Here is a 17,505-nt window from a genome sequence, read left to right as displayed (position 1 = left end):
AGACCCGACCATGCAGGATGAGCGACAGGACGGCATCACGGCGCTCGGTGCCGTGGATCTCGCGGCTGCCATCCGCGGCCGGGTCGTCTCCTGCGTCGAGGTCATGCGCGCGTACCTGGAGCGGATCCACCGGCTCAATCCGCAGGTCAACGCCATCGTCGGGCTTCAGGACGACGCAGTGCTTGTTCGAGAGGCCGAGGCGCGGGATGCCGCCCTCGGGCGCGGCGAGGACGTCGGGCCGCTGCACGGCTTCCCGCTCGCCGTGAAGGATCTCGATGCGGTGCGCGGGCTGCCGTTCACTCAAGGTTCGCCGATCTTCGCCGGCCGGATTGCCGAGGTGGACACGATCATGGTCGCCCGGCTGCGCGCGGCCGGGGCGATCTTCATCGGCAAGACCAACATCCCTGAGTTCGGCCTCGGGTCGCACAGCTTCAACCCGGTCTACGGCGTGACCGGGAATGCCTACGACCCGGAGAAGAGCGCCGGCGGGTCGAGCGGCGGGGCCGCTGTGGCGGTTGCGCTCAAGCTGCAACCGGTGGCCGACGGCAGCGACTTCGGCGGGTCGCTGCGCAACCCTCCGGCCTTCAACAACTGCTTCGGGCTGCGCCCGAGCTGGGGCCGGATCCCGGTCGAGACCAAGGACGTGTTCAGCCCGGGCCTGTCCGTGCTCGGTGCGATCGGACGCAGCCCCGCCGATATCGGCCTGATGCTGTCGGTCCAGGCCGGCTACGATCCTCGCTGCCCGAACACGATCCGTCAGGACCCCTCCGCCTTCGCGAGCCCGCTGGCCCGGGATTTCCGCGGAACGCGGATCGCCTGGCTCGGGGATTTCGACGGCCAGATCCCGTTCGATCCCGGGGTGCTCGAACTCGGCCGCGCCGCTCTTGCCACCTTCACGGAGATCGGATGCGTGGTCGAGGAGGTCGCGCCCCGGTTCGACATGGAGGCGCAGTGGCGCGACTGGCTGACCCTGCGGGCGCTGGCGGTCTCGGCCTCGCTCCGGCCGTTCTACGACGAGCCCGCCCACCGGGCGCAACTCAAGCCGGAGGCCGTCTGGGAAGTCGAACGCGGCTTGGCGCTCACCGCCGACCAGGTGGTCGCCGCCCTGGAGGCGCGCACCCGCTGGTACGAGACCCTGCGTCGCTTCATGGAGCGCTACGATTACCTGGTCATGCCGAGCGCACAGGTCTTCCCGTTCGACAAGAACCTGCGCTGGCCCCGGGAGGTCGGCGGCCGCACGATGGACACCTACCACCGGTGGATGCAGACCGTGATCCCGGTGACCCTCTCGGGCCTCCCGGCCCTCGACGTCCCGGCAGGCTTCGGCGAGACCGGTTTGCCGACCGGTATCCAGATCGTCGCCCGGAACCACGGCGAGCTCGCCTGCCTCCAGCTCGGCGCGGCCTACGACGCGGCGAGCAACTGGGTGCGCCGCCGGCCGCCGCCCCTGCACTGAGCGCGGTCGATCCTCAGCTTACGCGTTGACCGGTTGTCAGGTCTCCGGTATGAGGCCCAACACTTCACGCGCGACTGACCTGAATCCGATCCTGGATTCATCGATCGCCGCGAGGCAGGCTCGGATATCCGATGAACGCGGTTCTTATTGTAGCGGAAGCGTCACCGACGGGGCGGCCCTAAACCAGGGCTGCAATCCGAGCGGTGGCGCATGCAGGGTCCCTAGGGGCCCTTTTTTATTGCCCGCTGCCCGGTGACGCATCACGACCAACGAGATCCACGCGTTCGAGATACCGACGGAGACAGGACTTTCGAGCGAGGCGGATGCCGCCTCGCGTGACGAAGGTGCAGGACGAGAAGAACCGGCCCGTCCGGCGGCGCACGACCGCCGTTGACGATCCGGGGAGCGGAGGAGGAGAGCATGGGCGGCGAGGTCATGACCGGGGCCGAGATGGTCATCCGGGCATTCCGGGATCAGGGCGTGGACACGCTGTTCGGCTATCCGGGCGGTGCCGTACTTCCGATCTACGACGCTCTGTTCCACCAGGACGCGGTGAAGCACGTGCTCGTCCGGCACGAGCAGGGCGCGGTGCACGCGGCCGAGGGCTATGCGCGCTCGTCCGGCAAGGTCGGCTGCGTGCTGGTCACGTCGGGGCCCGGTGCCACCAACATCGTCACCGGCCTCACCGACGCGCTGCTCGATTCGATCCCGCTCGTCTGCATCACCGGGCAGGTTCCGACGCACCTCATCGGCACCGACGCCTTCCAGGAGTGCGACACGGTCGGCATCACGCGCCACTGCACGAAGCACAATTACCTGGTCAAATCGATCGAGGACCTGCCGCGGATCCTGCACGAGGCGTTCTACGTCGCGGCGAACGGCCGGCCCGGTCCGGTCGTGGTCGATCTGCCCAAGGACATCCAGTTCGCCTCCGGCCTCTACGAGCGCCCGGAGATCTCGAGCCACAAGACCTACCGCCCCGCCGTCAAGGGCGACGGCGACCGGATCCGCGCGGCGGTCGAGATGATGGCGACCGCACGCCGCCCGGTCTTCTACACCGGCGGCGGCGTGATCAATTCCGGCCCGGAGGCCTCGCGGCTCTTGCGCGAGCTGGTTGCCGAGACCGGTTTCCCGGTCACCTCGACCCTGATGGGGCTCGGCGCCTATCCGGGCACGGACCCGAAGTTCCTGGGCATGCTCGGCATGCACGGGACCTACGAGGCCAACCTCGCGATGCACGAGTGCGACGTGATGATCTGCGTCGGCGCCCGGTTCGATGACCGGATCACCGGCCGGCTCGACGCGTTCTCGCCGTTCTCCAAGAAGATCCACATCGACGTCGACGCCTCCTCGATCAACAAGGTGGTCAAGGTCGATGTCGGGATCGTGGGCGACTGCGCCTCGGTGCTGGCCGACATGCTTGAGGCCTGGCGCGCCCTGCCGTCGCGGCCGGAGAAATCCAACCTCGACCCGTGGTTCCAGAAGATCGGCGCTTGGAAGGCGCGGGACTGCCTCGCCTACTGGCCGTCGGGGACGATCATCAAGCCGCAATACGCCGTGCAGCGCCTCTACGAAGCCTGCAAGGATCGCGAGACCTACATCACCACCGAGGTCGGCCAGCATCAGATGTGGGCGGCGCAGTACTTCAAGTACGACGAGCCGAACCGCTGGATGACGAGCGGCGGCCTCGGCACCATGGGGTACGGCCTGCCGGCGGCCATCGGCACGCAGCTCGCCCACCCGAAGGGGCTGGTGATCGACATCGCCGGCGAGGCCTCGATCCTGATGAACATGCAGGAACTCTCGACCGCGGTTCAGTACCGGCTGCCGGTCAAGGTGTTCATCCTGAACAACGAGTACATGGGCATGGTTCGGCAGTGGCAGGAGCTGCTGCACGGTTCGCGCTACTCGCAGAGCTACTCCGAGAGCCTTCCGGACTTCGTCAAGCTGGCGGAGGCCTACGGCGCCAAGGGCATGCGCTGCGAGAAGCCGGGCGACCTCGACGGCGCGATCGCGGAGATGCTGGCCTATGACGGGCCGGTGCTGTTCGATTGCATCGTCGACAAGACCGAGAACTGCTTCCCGATGATCCCGTCGGGCAAGGCGCATAACGAGATGCTCCTGTCCGATTACCTCGGTGAGACCGGCGTCGAACTCGGCGACGTGATCTCCGAGGAAGGCAAGATGCTGGTGTGAGGTTTTCAGGGTGGCGGCCCTTCGGGGCCGCTGCCCGCCGCATGGGCGGCGGTGCGCGGTCGCGCTTGCCTTGCGCGAGACGCGCTCGGATCGCCGCCATGAGCAGGACTGGACGAGGACGAAGCCGGCGATGAACGCGATGAACACCCACTATCCCGACGCCGTCCGCGTCGAGCCGGTGAACCGGCACACGCTCGCCGTGATCGTGGACAACGAGCCCGGCGTGCTCGCCCGCATCTCCGGCATGTTCTCCGGCCGCGGCTATAACATCGAGAGCCTGACCGTCTCCGAGACCGAGGAGGCGCGCCACATCTCGCGCATCACCATCGTGACCGCCGGCACCAACGCCGTGATCGAGCAGATCAAGGCGCAGCTCGACCGGCTGGTGCCGGTCCACCGGGTCGTGGACCTGACGCTCCAGGGCAACGCGCTGGAGCGCGAGATCTGCCTCGTGAAGGTCAAGGGCGAAGGCGAGCACCGCAGCGAGGCCCTGCGCCTGGCCGCCGCCTTCGGCGCCAAGACGCTCGACGCCACGCTCAACTCCTTCGTGTTCGAGCTGACAGGCGCCACCGAGGAGATCGACCGGTTCGTGCGCCTGATGAGCGTGATCGGCCTGGTCGAGATCTGCCGCACCGGCATCAGCGCCATGGGGCGCGGGTCGGAGCCGCTGTAGGGGCCAAAGGCTCGGATCTGCTATGCTCCGCCGTCCTCGTGGGATGCGGAGCCATGGAAGCCGAGGTCACATGCTGGGGCGATGATCTCGCCGCGCGGCTGAGCCGTGCGCACCTGGCGCAACAGCGAGCCCTGGCCGCGGAAGTCATGCTGCCGCCCGGCTCCGTCGGTGCGGGCGCGGCTTCGACGGATCAGGTCCGCGTGATCGATCAGCGTACCCGCATCTTGAGACGCCTTGGCACGGCACCCGCTGTGGTTCTCGCCGAGGCTCGCCCCCGGGTCGCGACACTGATCGGCCTGCAGGCATCCCGGTTCGCGGATCCGAGGCGGTAATCCCGGGTTGCCTGCTATTGATTCCAAGACCGCAAAGGGCCCGCATGACAACCCGCACCCTCTACTACGCCCCCGGCGCCTGCTCACTGGCCGCCCACATCATCCTCGAAGAATCAGGGCTGCCGTTCGAGGGCGTGAAGCTCAACCTCGCGGCGGGGGACCAGAGGGCACCGGAATACCTCGCGATCAACGAGCGCGGCCGTGTGCCAGCTCTGGTCGAGGACGGCTGGGTGCTGACCGAGTGCGCCGCGATCCTGCGCCACGTCGCCCGCTCCGTGCCCGAGAAGGGCTTTTGGCCGACCGACCTGCGCGCGCAGGCCGTGGCCGACGAGTGGTTGGGCTGGCTCGCCGCCAACCACCACGTCGCCTACGCGCATGTCCGTCGCCCCGAGCGCTACACCGCCGACGAGGACGCCTTCGCCGGCATCCGTGCCAAGGCTGCGGACACCTACGGCGACCTCTGCACCATGACCGAGGTCCGGCTCTCGAACGGCGGCTGGGCGGTGGGCGATCGCTACGGCGTGGTCGATGCCTACCTGATGGTGTTCTGGGTCTGGGCGTCCGGGTCGTCGATCAAGTTCGATATGGCAGAGCGCTTTCCGGCCTGGCACGCACACGCTCGACGGGTCGCCGAGCGGCCGGCGGTGCAGGCGGTATTCGGGCGCGAGGGGCTGTCCCTGCCAGCGTAGATCCAGCGTCGTCCGGCCCCTTGCGGCGTCGGACGAATCGCTCTATCGAGCGTACCGTACGGTACGGTACTGGGAACGATGCGGTCGAGCCTCGCTGAGCGGCAGGAGACGATGGAGGCGGGCGCCCAGGCGCACGAGCCGCCATCCGTGCGCCAGCAGGCGGTGCTCGATGCCGTGCTCGCCCTCATGGTCGAGGACGGGGACCAACTCACCATGGACGCCGTCGCGCGCCGGGCCAGCTGCTCCAAGGAGACGCTGTACAAATGGTTCGGCGACCGCGACGGCCTGCTCACCGCCACCGTGCGGTGGCAGGCGTCCCGGGTCCATGCCGGCCGCGAGGCCGTGCAAACCCTCGACGGGACGACCCTGCGGGAGCATCTTCAGGACTTCGCGGTCTCCTGGTTGACGGTGATCGCGAGCCGCACCTCGGTGGCGCTGAACCGGATCGCCGTCGCCCATGCCGGCTCGCGCAAGAGCAACCTCGGCGGCATCGTACTGGCGAACGGTCGCTTCGCCATCGGTGAGCGGGTGAAGCCGGTGCTGGAGGCCGGGCGCACCGCCGGGCTCCTCGCTTTCGCCGACAGCGAGGCGGCGTTCCGGACCTTCTTCGGCCTCGTCGGCCGCGATATTCAGATCCGACTTCTGCTCGGCGAGGCGCTCGACCTCGATGCAGATGAGATCCGGCGCGATGCGGAGCGCGCCGTGGAGCAGTTCCTGGCCCTGTACGGCCAGGCCAAAGCCTAACCTCACCCGAAACCAGCACCTGAAGAGGAAACCGACATGCGGGTTTATTACGATCGCGACGCCGACCTGAACCTGATCAAGGGCAAGAAGGTCGCCATCGTCGGCTACGGCAGCCAGGGCCACGCCCACGCGCTCAACCTGCGCGATTCCGGCGTGAAGGACATCGTCATCGCGTTGCGCGAGGGCTCCGCCACGGCCAAGAAGGCCGAGCACGAGGGCTTCAAGGTCCTGTCGGTCGCCGAGGCCGCCAAGTGGGCCGACGTCGTGATGATGCTCACCCCCGACGAGTTGCAGGGCGACATCTACCGCGAGTCCCTCGAAGGCAACATGAAGCAGGGCGCCGCCCTCCTGTTCGCCCACGGCCTCAACGTCCACTTCAACCTGATCGAGCCGCGCAAGGACCTCGACGTCCTGATGGTCGCCCCGAAGGGCCCCGGCCACACCGTCCGCTCCGAGTACCTGCGCGGCGGCGGCGTGCCGACCTTGATCGCCATCGCCCAGGACGCTTCCGGCAACGCCCACGATCTCGGCCTGTCCTACGCCTCGGCCAACGGCGGCGGCCGCGCCGGCATCATCGAGACCACCTTCAAGGAAGAGTGCGAGACCGACCTGTTCGGCGAGCAGGCCGTGCTCTGCGGTGGCCTTGTCGAGTTGATCAAGGCCGGCTTCGAGACCCTGGTCGAGGCGGGCTACGCCCCCGAGATGGCCTATTTCGAGTGCCTGCACGAGGTGAAGCTGATCGTCGACCTCATCTACGAGGGCGGCATCGCCAACATGAACTACTCGATCTCCAACACGGCCGAGTACGGCGAGTACGTCACCGGCCCGCGCATCGTCACCCCTGAGACCAAGGCCGAGATGAAGCGCGTGCTCAACGACATCCAATCGGGCACCTTCACCCGGAACTGGATGCTGGAAAACAAGGTCAACCAGACCTCGTTCAAGGCGACCCGCGCCAAGCTCGCCACCCACCCGATCGAGGAGGTCGGCACCAAGCTCCGCGCCATGATGCCGTGGATCTCCGAGAAGGCGCTGGTCGACAAGACCCGCAATTGATTTGGGATTTGGCGGCCGGGCTTTGCCCGGCCGCATCTCGGGGGCCGGTCACGCGAAAGCGAGGCCGGCCTTTTCTATTGGCGGTTGCCGAACGCGACCCTTCCCGACAATAACCGCCCCAGCGGTCCCGGCTGCATGAGGACCGGACAGGGTTGGAGAGGACACGCCATGGCATCGCTCTATTCGGACGCCCACCGGGCGCTGCAGACCGAGTTCGGCACCACCAAGCTCGCCGTGCGCCTCGACGAGGATTGGGTCCACGAGAGCATCCAGCCGGACGAGGGCGCCTTCATCGCCTCCCGGGATATGTTCTTCCTGTCCACGGTCGATCCCGACGGGATGCCGACCGTCTCGTACAAGGGCGGACCCCCGGGTGTGGTGAAGGTGCTCGATGAGAACACGCTCGCCTTCCCGGGCTTCGACGGCAACGGCATGTTCTACTCGATGGGCAACATCGAGGGTCAGGCTAAGGTCGGCCTGCTGTTCATCGACTTCGAGACGCCGCACCGGATCCGCGTCCAGGGCCACGCCACGCTGCTGCGCGACGACGCCCTGATGGCCGAGTACACCGAGGCCAAGTACCTGGTGAAGGTCGCGGTGAAGAAGATCTGGGTCAACTGCCCGCGCTACATCCACAAGTACCAGAAGCTCGAGCAGAACAAGTACGTCCCGACCCCCGGCCGCGAGACCCCGCTGGCCTCCTGGAAGCGCCTTGACCTCGCCGGTGACGTGATCAGCGATGCGGACAAGGCCCGGGTCGCTCAAGAGGGCAAACTTGAAGTCGCCGAGTACGAGGCGCTCGTCGCCCGCGGCGAGGCCTGAACGAACACCCCACGCACGGCTCACCGTCATTGCGAGCGTGAGCGAAGCGACCCAGGGCAACGCACGATCGCCGGAAGGGGTGTATCGCTGGGCAAGGCGCGCAATGACGGTGCGGGACGATCCGATGGCGCGCGCGATGTCAGCCGTGCCCGCCGAAGCCGGAGCCGCTACCCGCCTTTGCGGGCCACGATGAACACCCGCGGAAAGGCCAGCAGGCGTCGCCCGTCGCTGCGGCGCGGGTAGCCGGTGTCGATGGCGGTCTCGTAGGCGGCCAGGAACCCGGCTGCCTGGTCCGGATCCAGCGGATCGAGGAACGGCCGCAGCCCTGTGGCGAGGACCCAATCCACGATGGCGGCGGCATCCGCCATCGGGTGGTGATAGGCGGTGCGCCAGACATCCACGTCGGCCGCCTGCGGCGCCAGCAGGTCGTAATAGCCGGCCGGGTCCAGCATCCGGCCGAGGCGCCCGGCCACAGCCGGATCTCCGATCGCCGCAGCCCAGGGGCCGGCGGAGGCGGTCTCGCGCATCAGGCGGTGCGACGGCTCGGCGAGGTTGTCGGGCATCTGCACCGCCAGCACGCCGCCGGGCCCTAGAAGGCCGAACAGCCGGGGCAGCAGCGCCGGATGGTCGGGCAGCCATTGCAGCACCGCGTTGGCGTAGATCAGGTCCGGCGCCCGCTCCGGTGTCCAGGTGGCGGCGTCGGCGAGCGCGAAGCCGAGGCCGGGCAGGCGGGCCCGGGCGCTCTCCAGCATCGCCGGAGATGTATCGAGCCCGATGACCTCCGCATCGGGAAAGCGCGCCGCGATCAACGCGGTGGAATTACCCGGGCCGCAGCCGAGATCGTAGGCGAGGCGCGGCCGGTCGAGGGGCACCTGGGCCAGCAACTCGGCCGCCGGCCGGGTGCGCTCGTCCTCGAAGCGGGTGTAGAGGGCGGGGTTCCAATCGGCCATCCTGCTCCCCCTCGTGTTCCGCCGTCAGCAGCCGAGTTGATTGGCCAAGTCCGCGAGGTCCCGGGCCGCGTACGTGACCGGGACAGTCGGCGCGGTCTCGCCGCTGGCCGGCCCGTGCTCGTGGGGCCGGGCGATGTGGGCGGTGGATAGGCCGTAGCTGGCCGCCGCCGCGAGGTCGTTCGAATGGGCCGCGACCATCAGGGTCTCGCCCGGCGCGAAGCCGAACGCCGCCACCGCGTCGCGGTAGAGCGCGGGCTTGGGCTTGTAGTCGCGGGAATAGCCGGCGCCCAGGATCGCGTCGAAGATCAGGCCGTTGCGCCGGGCGAGGTCGGCCATGAGCCGGACATGGCCGTTGGAGTTGGGCGCCAGGAGGTAACGCTCCCGCAGCCGGCGCATCGCGTCCGGCACCTCGGGCCAAGCGTCGAGCCGGTGCCAGGCCTGGACCAGCTCCCGCTGCACGTCGTCCGGCACACCCGCGATGCCGAACTGCGCCAGCACGCCGGGGAGCGATTCCGCCTGCAGGGTATCGAGATCGACGTAAGCACGCGCGCCGGAGCGCACGGTCTCCATCGACGGGCCGTAACATCCGCGCCAAGCATCGGCGAAGGCGCCGGCATCGAGCGCCGGCGCTTGAGCGTTGAGCAGGCGCCCGGCCTCCCGGGCGACCCCGGAGCGCCATTCGACGAGCGTCCCGAAGACGTCGAAGACGAGCGCCCGGACCGTCATCGCACCGCCTGAAGGTTCGGGCTCCGGCGTACGAAGCCGACGATGTCCTTGACCGCGTCCAGCGTTTGCGCCGCGATCGTTTCGGCCCGCCCGGCGCCGTCGGCCAGCACGGCGTCGATATGGCCCGGATCGGCGGTCAGCCGGCGCATCTCGCCGGCGATCGGCGCGAGGTTCGTCACCGCGAGGTCGGCCAGAGCCGGCTTGAAGGTCGAGAACTGCGCCCCGCCGAAATCGCGCAGCACCTCCTCGCGGGTGATGCCGGCGAGTGCGGCGTAGATCCCCACGAGGTTGTCCGCCTCCGGCCGCTCCTTGAGCCCCGCGATCTCGGAGGGCAGCGGATCGGAATCCGTTTTTGCCCGCCGGATCTTCTGGGCGATGGTGTCGGCTTCGTCGGTGAGGTTGATCCGCGCGTTGTCGGACGGGTCCGACTTGGACATTTTTTTGGACCCATCCCGCAGCGACATCACTCGCGCGGCTGGCCCGCCGATCAACGGCTCGGTCAGCGGGAAGAACGCCTCACCGTGGCCATGCGCTGCGATCGAGCCCGAAAAATCGGTGTTGAACTTCTGGGCGATGTCCCGGGTCAGCTCCAAGTGCTGCTTCTGGTCCTCGCCCACGGGCACGTGGGTGGCACGGTAGGCCAGGATGTCGGCCGCCATCAGCACCGGGTAATCGTAGAGCCCGATCGAGGCGTTCTCCCGGTCCTTGCCGGCCTTCTCCTTGAACTGGGTCATGCGGTTCAGCCAACCCAGCCGCGCGACGCAGTTGAACACCCAGGCGAGTTCGGCGTGCTGAGGCACTTGGCTTTGGTTGAACACGATCGCGCGCTTGGGATCAATGCCGGCGGCCAGGAACGCGGCCGTGACTTCGCGGATCTGGCCGCGCAGGGCCTCGGGGTCCTGCCAGACGGTGATCGCGTGCATATCCACAACGCAGTACAGGCACTGCGCGTCGCGCGCCTGCATCTCCACGAAGCGTTTCACCGCCCCGAGGTAGTTCCCGAGATGCAGGTTGCCGGTGGGCTGGACGCCCGAGAAGACCAATTCGGTGAACGCGGCCATCGGCGCCGATCCTGAGCAGTACATAGCCGGGGCTGCGCGCCTGCCGGGCGCGGGGTTACTCGCACCCGCGGCCGGGACCGGTCAAGGATGCGCTCACGGCTCCCGGGCCGCCAGCGCCGCACTCGGGCATAGATCGACCAGGACGCAGCGCCCGCAGGCCGGACGGCGATGATGGCAGACCTGCTGGCCGTGCAGCATCAGGATCTCGTGATTGTCGTAGAGGTCCTGCGCGCTCCAGTCCGCGGGCAGTTGCGCCCGAAGGATGGCATGCGAGGGTCCGACATCGATCCGCGGACCGATCAGCCCGAGGCGCTGGGCGACGCGGTGGTGGTGGCTGTCCACCGGCAGGGCCGGCATCCGCAGGGTCGAGAACGACAGTACCGCCGCGCTGGTCTTCGGGCCGATTCCCGGGATCGCCTCCAGCCAGGCCCGGGCCGCCGCGACGTCCATACCCGCCAGGAACGCCAGATCGAGGCTGCCGCAGCGATCGCGCACCGCCACCAGCACGTCGCGGATCCGGGGCGCCTTCAGCTCCGGCCAGGTCACGCCGGCGATAGCAGCCTGGATCTCCGCCACATCGGCGTCGATCACCGCCTCCCAGTCCGGGAACCGGGCGCGCAAGGCCTTGAAGGCCCGCCCGGATTCGGCGTTGCGGGTCCGGTGCGAGAGCAGCGACGAGATCAGCTCGCTCGCTGGATCGAGGCTGTGGAAGTACGGGATCGGGCAGCCGTAGACCGGGCAAAGTCTGGCATGGACCGCGCGCGCCTTGTCGGTGACCGCCGGGTCGGCCGGCGCGGCGACGGACTTACGACGCGGCGCGGACGCAGTGGCGGTCGGGAAGAGGGAGGTCGGCATGCACGGGGAATCCCCAAGCCGCCGCCACTGTTCCGGGGTGCCAAATACAGCGGCGATCTGTCCATCGACCAAGGCTGCGAGATATTCGTAGGCGGTTACTGGGTCATCGTGCCGAGGAAGCGATTTCTGACAGATCGCGGCATCGCCGAAGCTCATTCGTCCTTCGGCGATTTTTCGATGACCGGATAAGGCGCATTGTCATTCCGGGACGCCGCAGGCGAGCCCGGAACCCCGAGCCGCCGACGGCGCGAGATCTTGAACGGTCAGCGGTCATCGATCCCGGGTTCCGCTTCGCGGCCCCGGGATGACAGGGCTGCTGAGAGAGTCCCGGCCAGATCGCGCTCGCCGAAAGAAACAAGAATTCTTGTTGTGACCGCCTCTCGAAACCTACTTCACCAATGCAAAAATATTCACATCGAGGTTGTCGTCGGTGCCGTCCTTGAGGTCGGTGGCGTATTCCTCGATGAAGCGGTCTTGGACGACGATGTCCTTGGCGTCGAGATAGGCCGTCAGGGTCTCGTAGGTGCCGTCGATCGACTCGTAGGAGCCCTTGTGCGGGAAGCGCAGGGCCTTGCCGGAGGGGGTCGTGCCGAAACGCAGGCCGTCGGCCTCCGCGGGTGCCGGGCTCGGGGGCGCGGCCACCGGGATCATCGCCTCGTACTCGAAGCCGTCGTCGTCGGTGCGGGTGAACACCGCCAGCGGCCGGCCCGCGGGGGCGATGCCGGCCTTGGCGAGATCCGCCTCGATCCGCGCGAAGGCCTGCCTCAGGTTGACGATGGCCTCCTCCCACTTGGTCTTGCCCGAGAGGATCGCGGCGGGCTTGGCCGGCAGGGTCACCTCATCGACGTCGCCCGGCTCGCCGGGCTTCTCGATGAGGGTCGGGCGCCCCGGCGTGCCCACGGCGGCCTGGCCGGCGGGGGGCGGAGCGATCGCCTGCTGCGGCGCCGGGGCGGCGCTCTTGGTCGGGTCGGCGACCGGGTTGGGTGCCGTGGTGGTCGGCAGCGGATTGGTCTGGGCCGGGGACGGGGCTGTGGAGGGTGGCGGCGCGGGTTGCTGCTGCGCTGCGACCGGTCCGGTGGCGAAGACCAGGGCGGTCGAGACGGCGACGAGGGAACGAAGGCGGATCACGGGGGCGCTCCGGTCGGGTCCCGGCGGATCGTCGCGTGGGCTCCCGCCGGCTAACCTAATGGCGATCCGGCCCGCCCGCGAGGGCATGGGTCACGAGAGTCGCGGGTGCGGCGCATCTGCCACGCCGCGCGCGCCCCTCGCGTCGGGCAGAGCGTTTTGCCATATTGCTGGCCGATCCCCTCAAACCCTCTGGCCGCATGAGCGCACTCGCCCATAGACGCTTCCTGAAGATGCACGGCGCCGGCAACGCGATCGTGGTGCTGGACCTGCGCGGCTCGGCGACCCAGGTCCGCCCGGAGGAGGCCCGGGCGATCGCGCAGGATCCCGGCTCGCGCTTCGACCAGCTGATGGTCCTGCACGATCCCGTGAGCGCCGGCACCGACGCGTTCATGCGGATCTACAACACCGACGGCTCGGAATCCGGCGCCTGCGGCAACGGCACCCGCTGCGTCGCCTACGCGATGCTCGACGACCCGGCCATGGCCCGCCCCGCCGAGGGCGGCCGCCTGGTCCTGGAGACCGCGGCCGGGCGCGTCGGCGTGCGCCGGATCTCGGAGCGCGCCTTCACGGTGGACATGGGCAGGCCCAAGCTCGCCTGGGACGAGATCCCGCTCTCCGAGCCGTTCCCCGACACGCGGCGGATCGAATTGCAGATCGGCCCGATCGACGATCCGATCCTGCATTCGCCGGGGGTCGTGAACATGGGCAACCCGCACGCGGTGTTCTTCGTCGACCGGGATCCCGCGTCTTACGATCTGGCCCGGATCGGGCCGATGCTGGAGAACCACCCGCTGTTTCCTGAGCGGGCCAACATCTCCGTGGCGCAGGTGACCGAGCGTGAGGCGATCACCCTGCGGGTCTGGGAGCGCGGCGCCGGGCTGACGCTGGCCTGCGGCACGGCCGCCTGCGCCACCGTGGTGGCGGCCTCCCGCCTGCGCATGATCGGCCGGCAGGCCAATGTCCGTCTCCCCGGGGGCGAGCTGTTCGTGGAATGGCGCGCCGACGACCATGTCCTGATGACCGGCCCGGTCGCGCTCGTCGCCGAGGGCAATCTGGCGCCGGAGCTGTTCTCCGGCATCGCCTGATGGCCGTCGAGACCCTCACCTTCGGCTGCCGGCTCAACACGGTGGAGTCGGAGGCCCTGCGCGTCCACGCGGCGGCGGACGGGCGCGACCGGGTGGTGGTCAACACCTGCGCGGTCACCCAGGAGGCCGGCCGGCAGGCCCGCAAGGCGATCCGCCGGATCGCCCGCGAGCGGCCCGGGACCGAGATCGTGGTCACCGGCTGCGGCGCCGAGGTCGAGACCGAAGCCTATGCGGGAATGCCCGAGGTGTCGCGCCTCGTCGGCAACGCCGAGAAGCTGAGTCCCGCCGGCTGGTCGCCCACCGGCACCGGCCCCGGTGCCGTGATGGCAGCCCGCACGATCGCGCCGACGCGGATCGACTCCGTCACCGGCCACACGCGGGCGTTCGTGCCGGTGCAGAACGGCTGCGACCACCGCTGCACCTTCTGCATCATCCCGTTCGGCCGGGGCGCCTCGCGCTCGGTGCCGGTGCCCGACGTGGTCGCGCAGGTCCAGACGATCGTGGCCCATGGCGGCCGCGAAGTCGTGCTCACCGGCGTCGACCTCACCGCCTATGGCCGCGACCTGCCCGGACCGTCGGTCTCCCTCGGGACGCTGGCGCGGGCGATCCTGCGGGCGGTGCCGGACTTGGCGCGCCTGCGTATCTCCTCGATCGACTCCGTGGAGGTGGACGACGCGCTGCTGGCGGTGCTCGCCGAGGAGGAGCGGCTGATGCCGCACCTGCACCTCTCGCTACAGGCCGGCGACGACCTGATCCTCAAGCGGATGAAGCGCCGGCACAGCCGCGCCGACGCCATCCGCTTCTGCGAGACCGTCCGCGACCTGCGTCCCGACGTGGTGTTCGGCGCCGACCTGATCGCCGGCTTCCCCACCGAGACAGAGGATCAATTCACCCGCTCGCTGGACCTCGTGATGGAATGCGGGCTGACGCACCTGCACGTCTTCCCGTACTCGCCGCGCCCGGGCACGCCCGCCGCCCGCATGCCCCCGGTGGCGGCCGACGTGATCCGCGACCGAGCCGCCCGCCTGCGCGAAACCGGCGCCCACGCGCTGCGCCGGCATCTCGACGGGCAGGTCGGACGCGCGCTGACGGTGCTGGCCGAGCGCGGCGGGACGGGCCGCAGCGCGGATTTCACGGTCGTGCGGTTGGGCGGGGAGGTCGAGGCGGGGACGTTTCACACGGTCTCAATCGCGGGACATGACGGAGCGCGGCTGATCGCTGCCTGAAGCGTAAAAACCGCTCTTCCCACCCGCAATGATGGATCGCGCTTGGCCGAAACCGATCGGCTGCCTTACGGGCCCATTCCCGCCACGGCGTCCGCGATATGCCTCGGCGGCGGCGCCTCGACGGTGATCGCCTCCCGCTTCGGATAGAGCGGGATCGTGAGCGTCCGCGCGTGCAGGTACAGGCTGCCGCCGCGCGGGCCGATGCCGTAGATCGAGTCGCCCAAAATCGGCCAGCCTGAGGCGGCGCAATGGACCCGGAGCTGATGCGTGCGGCCGGTGACCGGCTTCAGCTCCAGCCAGGTCCGGCCGCCGGCCCGGCCGAGCACCCGCCAGTGGGTGAGGGCCGGGTCGCCCGCCGGGTCGGCCTTCATCCACCAGGAGCGCGGATCGTCGGAGCGGCGCGCCAGCGGCAGGTCGATCCGGCCGGAATCCGTGTCAGGGCCGCCCTCCACCACCGCCCAGTAGGTCTTGTCCACGGCGCTGCCGGAGAACAGCTTTCCGAGCCGGGCCAGCGCCTTGGCGTGTCGGCCGAGCGCCAGGCAGCCGGAGGTGTCGCGGTCCAGCCGGTGGGCCGCCTCGGGGCGGCGCGGCAGGCCGAAGCGGAGGCCGTCGAGATGGTCGGTCAGGGTCTCGCCGCCGCGCGGACCGGGATGGACCGGAAGGCCCGGCGGCTTGTCGATGACGAGCAGCAGGGCATCCCGGTAGAGGAGGCGGGCACCTATATCGACGGTCAGGGACATCCGTTCGGGCCAGGGCGCGCGCCGCCGGAGCGGCGGCCGATCCGGTGCAGGCGGGCGCAGCGAACCGAAGACTTGAAACGAAGGGCTTGGAGTCGTTGCCGTTTGCAACGCGGTCGACATCGGCTCTAGGGGTTCGGCATCGGGTCGGCAAGCTGGGGCGAGGACGAGGTTTCATGGCGAGCGAGGATAAGCCCGGCTGGTTCGGGCGCCTGTTCGGGCGCAAGGGCCAGGGCTCTGGCGACGGCACGGCCGAGGACATTGCGGAGACGGAGCTGCCCGCGGATGCCCCGGCCTCGCCCGCCGAGGGCCAGCCCGACTACGCGAGCGGGGCCGAGGACGTCGCCCACATCCCGCTGCCGCCCGAGGAGACGGACGCGCCCGTCGCCGACGTGGTCGAAGGGGCGGATCTGCTGCCGATCGAGGGGGAGCCCGAGCGGCCGCCCGCCGGCACGGCCGGCGACGATCCCGCGCACGGCGCCGCCCCGGTCGATACCGGAGACGTGAACCGGGACCCGGTGGTCGAGCCGGCGCCCGACATCCAGCCGGTCGATGCTGCCGCCGCGCTCGCCCACGATGCCGGCGCGGGACCCGACCGGGAGCCCGAGGCCAAGGGCTGGTGGACCCGGCTCACCTCCGGAATGAAGCGGACCTCGTCGGCCCTGACCGACCGGGTCACCGGCCTGTTCACCAAGCGCAAGCTCGACGCCAACACCTTGGAGGATCTGGAGGACGCCCTGATCCAGGCCGATTTCGGCCTGGAGACCGCGACGCGGATCTCGGACGCGGTCGGCAAGGGCCGCTACGAGAAGGGCATCTCGCCCGACGAGGTCCGGGCGATCCTGGCCACCGAGGTCGAACGGGCGCTGGAGCCCGTGGCGGTGCCGCTGTCCATCGACGCGACGAAGAAGCCGTTCGTGATCCTCACCGTCGGCGTCAACGGCGCCGGCAAGACGACAACGCTGGGTAAGCTCGCCTCGAAGCTGCGCGCGGAGGGCCGGACCGTGATGCTGGCGGCCGGCGACACGTTCCGGGCGGCGGCGGTGGAGCAGCTCAAGGTCTGGGGGGCGCGCACCGGCACCCCGGTGGTGAGCGGCGGCGAGGGTGCCGACGCGGCCGGCCTCGCCTTCGATGCGCTGAAGCAGGCAACCGCCGCCGGGACCGACGTGCTGCTGATCGACACCGCCGGCCGGCTCCAGAACAAGGCCGGGCTGATGGCCGAGCTGGAGAAGATCGTGCGCGTGCTGCGCAAGCAGGACCCGGAGGCGCCGCACGCCACGATCCTCGTCCTGGACGCTACCGTCGGCCAGAACGCGATCTCGCAGGTGGAGTTGTTCTCCCAGGCGGCGCCGGTTTCGGGCCTGGTCATGACCAAGCTCGACGGCACGGCGCGCGGCGGCATCCTGGTCGCGCTGGCGGCCAAGTTCGGCATGCCCGTGCACTTCATCGGCGTCGGCGAGGGCGTGGAGGATCTGGAGCCGTTCGCGGCCCGGGATTTCGCCCGTGCGATCGCCGGATTGGAGAAGGATTAGAGCGCGCGCCGCCGAAGGGGATACCGGCTCGGCGTCAGCGAGCGCGTTGTATCAAGGATTGAGAGCCGTTCGAGATTGCAACGTGATCGGGAACGGCTCCAGGCGGCGATACGTAGGACATCAGTCCTGGCTACGTCGTCGCCCTTGAACAGGACCGGCGCATTCAGGGTCCGGGCCTGGGCGTAGGCGAAGCAATCGCCGAAGTTGAGCCCGGCCGGATGCCGGCCCTTGACATAG

Annotated in this window: 17 protein-coding genes; 11 read left to right on the top strand and 6 right to left on the bottom strand. The window is 69.4% G+C overall.

Going from position 1 to position 17,505, the window contains the following annotated elements; genetic code table 11:
* Positions 1 to 10: 10 nt before the first annotated feature.
* The 8 genes from ACYQPG_RS28800 to ACYQPG_RS28765 all read left to right on the top strand — a co-directional run bounded on the left by ACYQPG_RS28800 (position 11) and on the right by ACYQPG_RS28765 (position 7,968).
* Positions 11 to 1,456, top strand: coding sequence for an amidase (locus ACYQPG_RS28800; protein ID WP_147939772.1), 1,446 nt, complete (start codon positions 11 to 13; stop codon positions 1,454 to 1,456).
* A gap of 420 nt (positions 1,457 to 1,876) precedes the next feature.
* Positions 1,877 to 3,652: an acetolactate synthase 3 large subunit gene (locus ACYQPG_RS28795; protein WP_419830819.1), complete on the top strand. Its 1,776-nt coding sequence runs from the start codon at positions 1,877 to 1,879 to the stop codon at positions 3,650 to 3,652.
* A 130-nt stretch (positions 3,653 to 3,782) separates the two neighbouring features.
* Complete coding sequence (ilvN, locus tag ACYQPG_RS28790; protein ID WP_007561879.1) at positions 3,783 to 4,325, top strand: acetolactate synthase small subunit; 543 nt, start codon at positions 3,783 to 3,785, stop codon at positions 4,323 to 4,325.
* Between the two features lie 53 nt (positions 4,326 to 4,378).
* Positions 4,379 to 4,657, top strand: coding sequence for a hypothetical protein (locus tag ACYQPG_RS28785; RefSeq protein WP_147907180.1), 279 nt, complete (start codon positions 4,379 to 4,381; stop codon positions 4,655 to 4,657).
* Between the two features lie 44 nt (positions 4,658 to 4,701).
* Complete coding sequence (locus tag ACYQPG_RS28780) at positions 4,702 to 5,346, top strand: glutathione S-transferase family protein (protein WP_147907181.1); 645 nt, start codon at positions 4,702 to 4,704, stop codon at positions 5,344 to 5,346.
* Between the two features lie 78 nt (positions 5,347 to 5,424).
* Positions 5,425 to 6,090, top strand: a complete 666-nt coding sequence (locus ACYQPG_RS28775; protein ID WP_419830818.1) for a TetR/AcrR family transcriptional regulator — start codon at positions 5,425 to 5,427, stop codon at positions 6,088 to 6,090.
* A gap of 36 nt (positions 6,091 to 6,126) precedes the next feature.
* On the top strand, positions 6,127 to 7,146 hold the full coding sequence (gene ilvC / locus ACYQPG_RS28770) for a ketol-acid reductoisomerase (RefSeq protein ID WP_147854888.1): 1,020 nt from the start codon (positions 6,127 to 6,129) through the stop codon (positions 7,144 to 7,146).
* A 168-nt stretch (positions 7,147 to 7,314) separates the two neighbouring features.
* On the top strand, positions 7,315 to 7,968 hold the full coding sequence (locus tag ACYQPG_RS28765; RefSeq protein WP_147907182.1) for a pyridoxamine 5'-phosphate oxidase family protein: 654 nt from the start codon (positions 7,315 to 7,317) through the stop codon (positions 7,966 to 7,968).
* Positions 7,969 to 8,135: 167 nt separating this feature from the next.
* Here ACYQPG_RS28765 and tam read toward each other — a convergent pair whose 3' ends face one another.
* The 5 genes from tam to ACYQPG_RS28740 form a co-directional block, all read right to left on the bottom strand.
* Positions 8,136 to 8,918: a trans-aconitate 2-methyltransferase gene (gene tam / locus ACYQPG_RS28760; RefSeq protein WP_461232262.1), complete on the bottom strand. Its 783-nt coding sequence runs from the start codon at positions 8,916 to 8,918 to the stop codon at positions 8,136 to 8,138.
* 24 nt (positions 8,919 to 8,942) lie between these two features.
* Positions 8,943 to 9,644, bottom strand: a complete 702-nt coding sequence (locus ACYQPG_RS28755) for a haloacid dehalogenase type II (protein WP_461232261.1) — start codon at positions 9,642 to 9,644, stop codon at positions 8,943 to 8,945.
* A complete protein-coding gene (gene trpS / locus ACYQPG_RS28750) occupies positions 9,641 to 10,705 on the bottom strand; it encodes a tryptophan--tRNA ligase (RefSeq protein ID WP_147907185.1) in 1,065 nt (354 codons plus the stop codon). Before trpS ends, ACYQPG_RS28755 begins: the two co-directional genes overlap by 4 nt.
* Positions 10,706 to 10,798: 93 nt before the next feature.
* On the bottom strand, positions 10,799 to 11,560 hold the full coding sequence (locus ACYQPG_RS28745; RefSeq protein WP_419830816.1) for an endonuclease III domain-containing protein: 762 nt from the start codon (positions 11,558 to 11,560) through the stop codon (positions 10,799 to 10,801).
* 387 nt (positions 11,561 to 11,947) lie between these two features.
* A complete protein-coding gene (locus tag ACYQPG_RS28740) occupies positions 11,948 to 12,688 on the bottom strand; it encodes a GyrI-like domain-containing protein (RefSeq protein WP_419830815.1) in 741 nt (246 codons plus the stop codon).
* 197 nt (positions 12,689 to 12,885) lie between these two features.
* Here ACYQPG_RS28740 and dapF point away from each other — a divergent pair, with 197 nt between their 5' ends.
* On the top strand, positions 12,886 to 13,773 hold the full coding sequence (dapF, locus tag ACYQPG_RS28735; RefSeq protein WP_147899233.1) for a diaminopimelate epimerase: 888 nt from the start codon (positions 12,886 to 12,888) through the stop codon (positions 13,771 to 13,773).
* Positions 13,773 to 14,999 carry a tRNA (N(6)-L-threonylcarbamoyladenosine(37)-C(2))-methylthiotransferase MtaB gene (mtaB, locus tag ACYQPG_RS28730; RefSeq protein WP_461232260.1) on the top strand — a complete coding sequence of 409 codons (1,227 nt, stop codon included), beginning with the start codon at positions 13,773 to 13,775 and terminating at the stop codon, positions 14,997 to 14,999. The genes dapF and mtaB overlap by 1 nt, the downstream gene beginning before the upstream one ends.
* 65 nt (positions 15,000 to 15,064) lie before the next feature.
* On the opposite strand, the gene ACYQPG_RS28725 is transcribed toward mtaB, so the two are convergent.
* Positions 15,065 to 15,739 (bottom strand): RluA family pseudouridine synthase, encoded by a 675-nt coding sequence (locus ACYQPG_RS28725; protein ID WP_461232259.1) that lies wholly within the window; start codon positions 15,737 to 15,739, stop codon positions 15,065 to 15,067.
* A gap of 173 nt (positions 15,740 to 15,912) precedes the next feature.
* Between ACYQPG_RS28725 and ftsY the strand changes: the two genes are divergently transcribed.
* Positions 15,913 to 17,268, top strand: a complete 1,356-nt coding sequence (gene ftsY / locus ACYQPG_RS28720) for a signal recognition particle-docking protein FtsY (protein WP_147937921.1) — start codon at positions 15,913 to 15,915, stop codon at positions 17,266 to 17,268.
* The last annotated feature ends 237 nt before the right edge of the window (positions 17,269 to 17,505 follow it).

The sequence above is a fragment of the Methylobacterium sp. CM6246 genome (assembly GCF_054818005.1).
Note: the sequence above shows the minus strand (reverse complement) of the source record. Positions and strands in the feature narration are given on the sequence as shown.

What these genes read in the sequence shown, in the direction of transcription:
- ACYQPG_RS28800 (WP_147939772.1), top strand. Translation starts at nt 11, where the DNA reads ATGCAGGATGAGCGACAGGACGGCATCACGGCGCTCGGTGCCGTGGAT.
- ACYQPG_RS28795 (WP_419830819.1), top strand. Translation starts at nt 1,877, where the DNA reads ATGGGCGGCGAGGTCATGACCGGGGCCGAGATGGTCATCCGGGCATTC.
- ilvN (WP_007561879.1), top strand. Translation starts at nt 3,783, where the DNA reads ATGAACGCGATGAACACCCACTATCCCGACGCCGTCCGCGTCGAGCCG.
- ACYQPG_RS28785 (WP_147907180.1), top strand. Translation starts at nt 4,379, where the DNA reads ATGGAAGCCGAGGTCACATGCTGGGGCGATGATCTCGCCGCGCGGCTG.
- ACYQPG_RS28780 (WP_147907181.1), top strand. Translation starts at nt 4,702, where the DNA reads ATGACAACCCGCACCCTCTACTACGCCCCCGGCGCCTGCTCACTGGCC.
- ACYQPG_RS28775 (WP_419830818.1), top strand. Translation starts at nt 5,425, where the DNA reads ATGCGGTCGAGCCTCGCTGAGCGGCAGGAGACGATGGAGGCGGGCGCC.
- ilvC (WP_147854888.1), top strand. Translation starts at nt 6,127, where the DNA reads ATGCGGGTTTATTACGATCGCGACGCCGACCTGAACCTGATCAAGGGC.
- ACYQPG_RS28765 (WP_147907182.1), top strand. Translation starts at nt 7,315, where the DNA reads ATGGCATCGCTCTATTCGGACGCCCACCGGGCGCTGCAGACCGAGTTC.
- tam (WP_461232262.1), bottom strand. Translation starts at nt 8,918, where the DNA reads ATGGCCGATTGGAACCCCGCCCTCTACACCCGCTTCGAGGACGAGCGC.
- ACYQPG_RS28755 (WP_461232261.1), bottom strand. Translation starts at nt 9,644, where the DNA reads ATGACGGTCCGGGCGCTCGTCTTCGACGTCTTCGGGACGCTCGTCGAA.
- trpS (WP_147907185.1), bottom strand. Translation starts at nt 10,705, where the DNA reads ATGGCCGCGTTCACCGAATTGGTCTTCTCGGGCGTCCAGCCCACCGGC.
- ACYQPG_RS28745 (WP_419830816.1), bottom strand. Translation starts at nt 11,560, where the DNA reads ATGCCGACCTCCCTCTTCCCGACCGCCACTGCGTCCGCGCCGCGTCGT.
- dapF (WP_147899233.1), top strand. Translation starts at nt 12,886, where the DNA reads ATGAGCGCACTCGCCCATAGACGCTTCCTGAAGATGCACGGCGCCGGC.
- mtaB (WP_461232260.1), top strand. Translation starts at nt 13,773, where the DNA reads ATGGCCGTCGAGACCCTCACCTTCGGCTGCCGGCTCAACACGGTGGAG.
- ACYQPG_RS28725 (WP_461232259.1), bottom strand. Translation starts at nt 15,739, where the DNA reads ATGTCCCTGACCGTCGATATAGGTGCCCGCCTCCTCTACCGGGATGCC.
- ftsY (WP_147937921.1), top strand. Translation starts at nt 15,913, where the DNA reads ATGGCGAGCGAGGATAAGCCCGGCTGGTTCGGGCGCCTGTTCGGGCGC.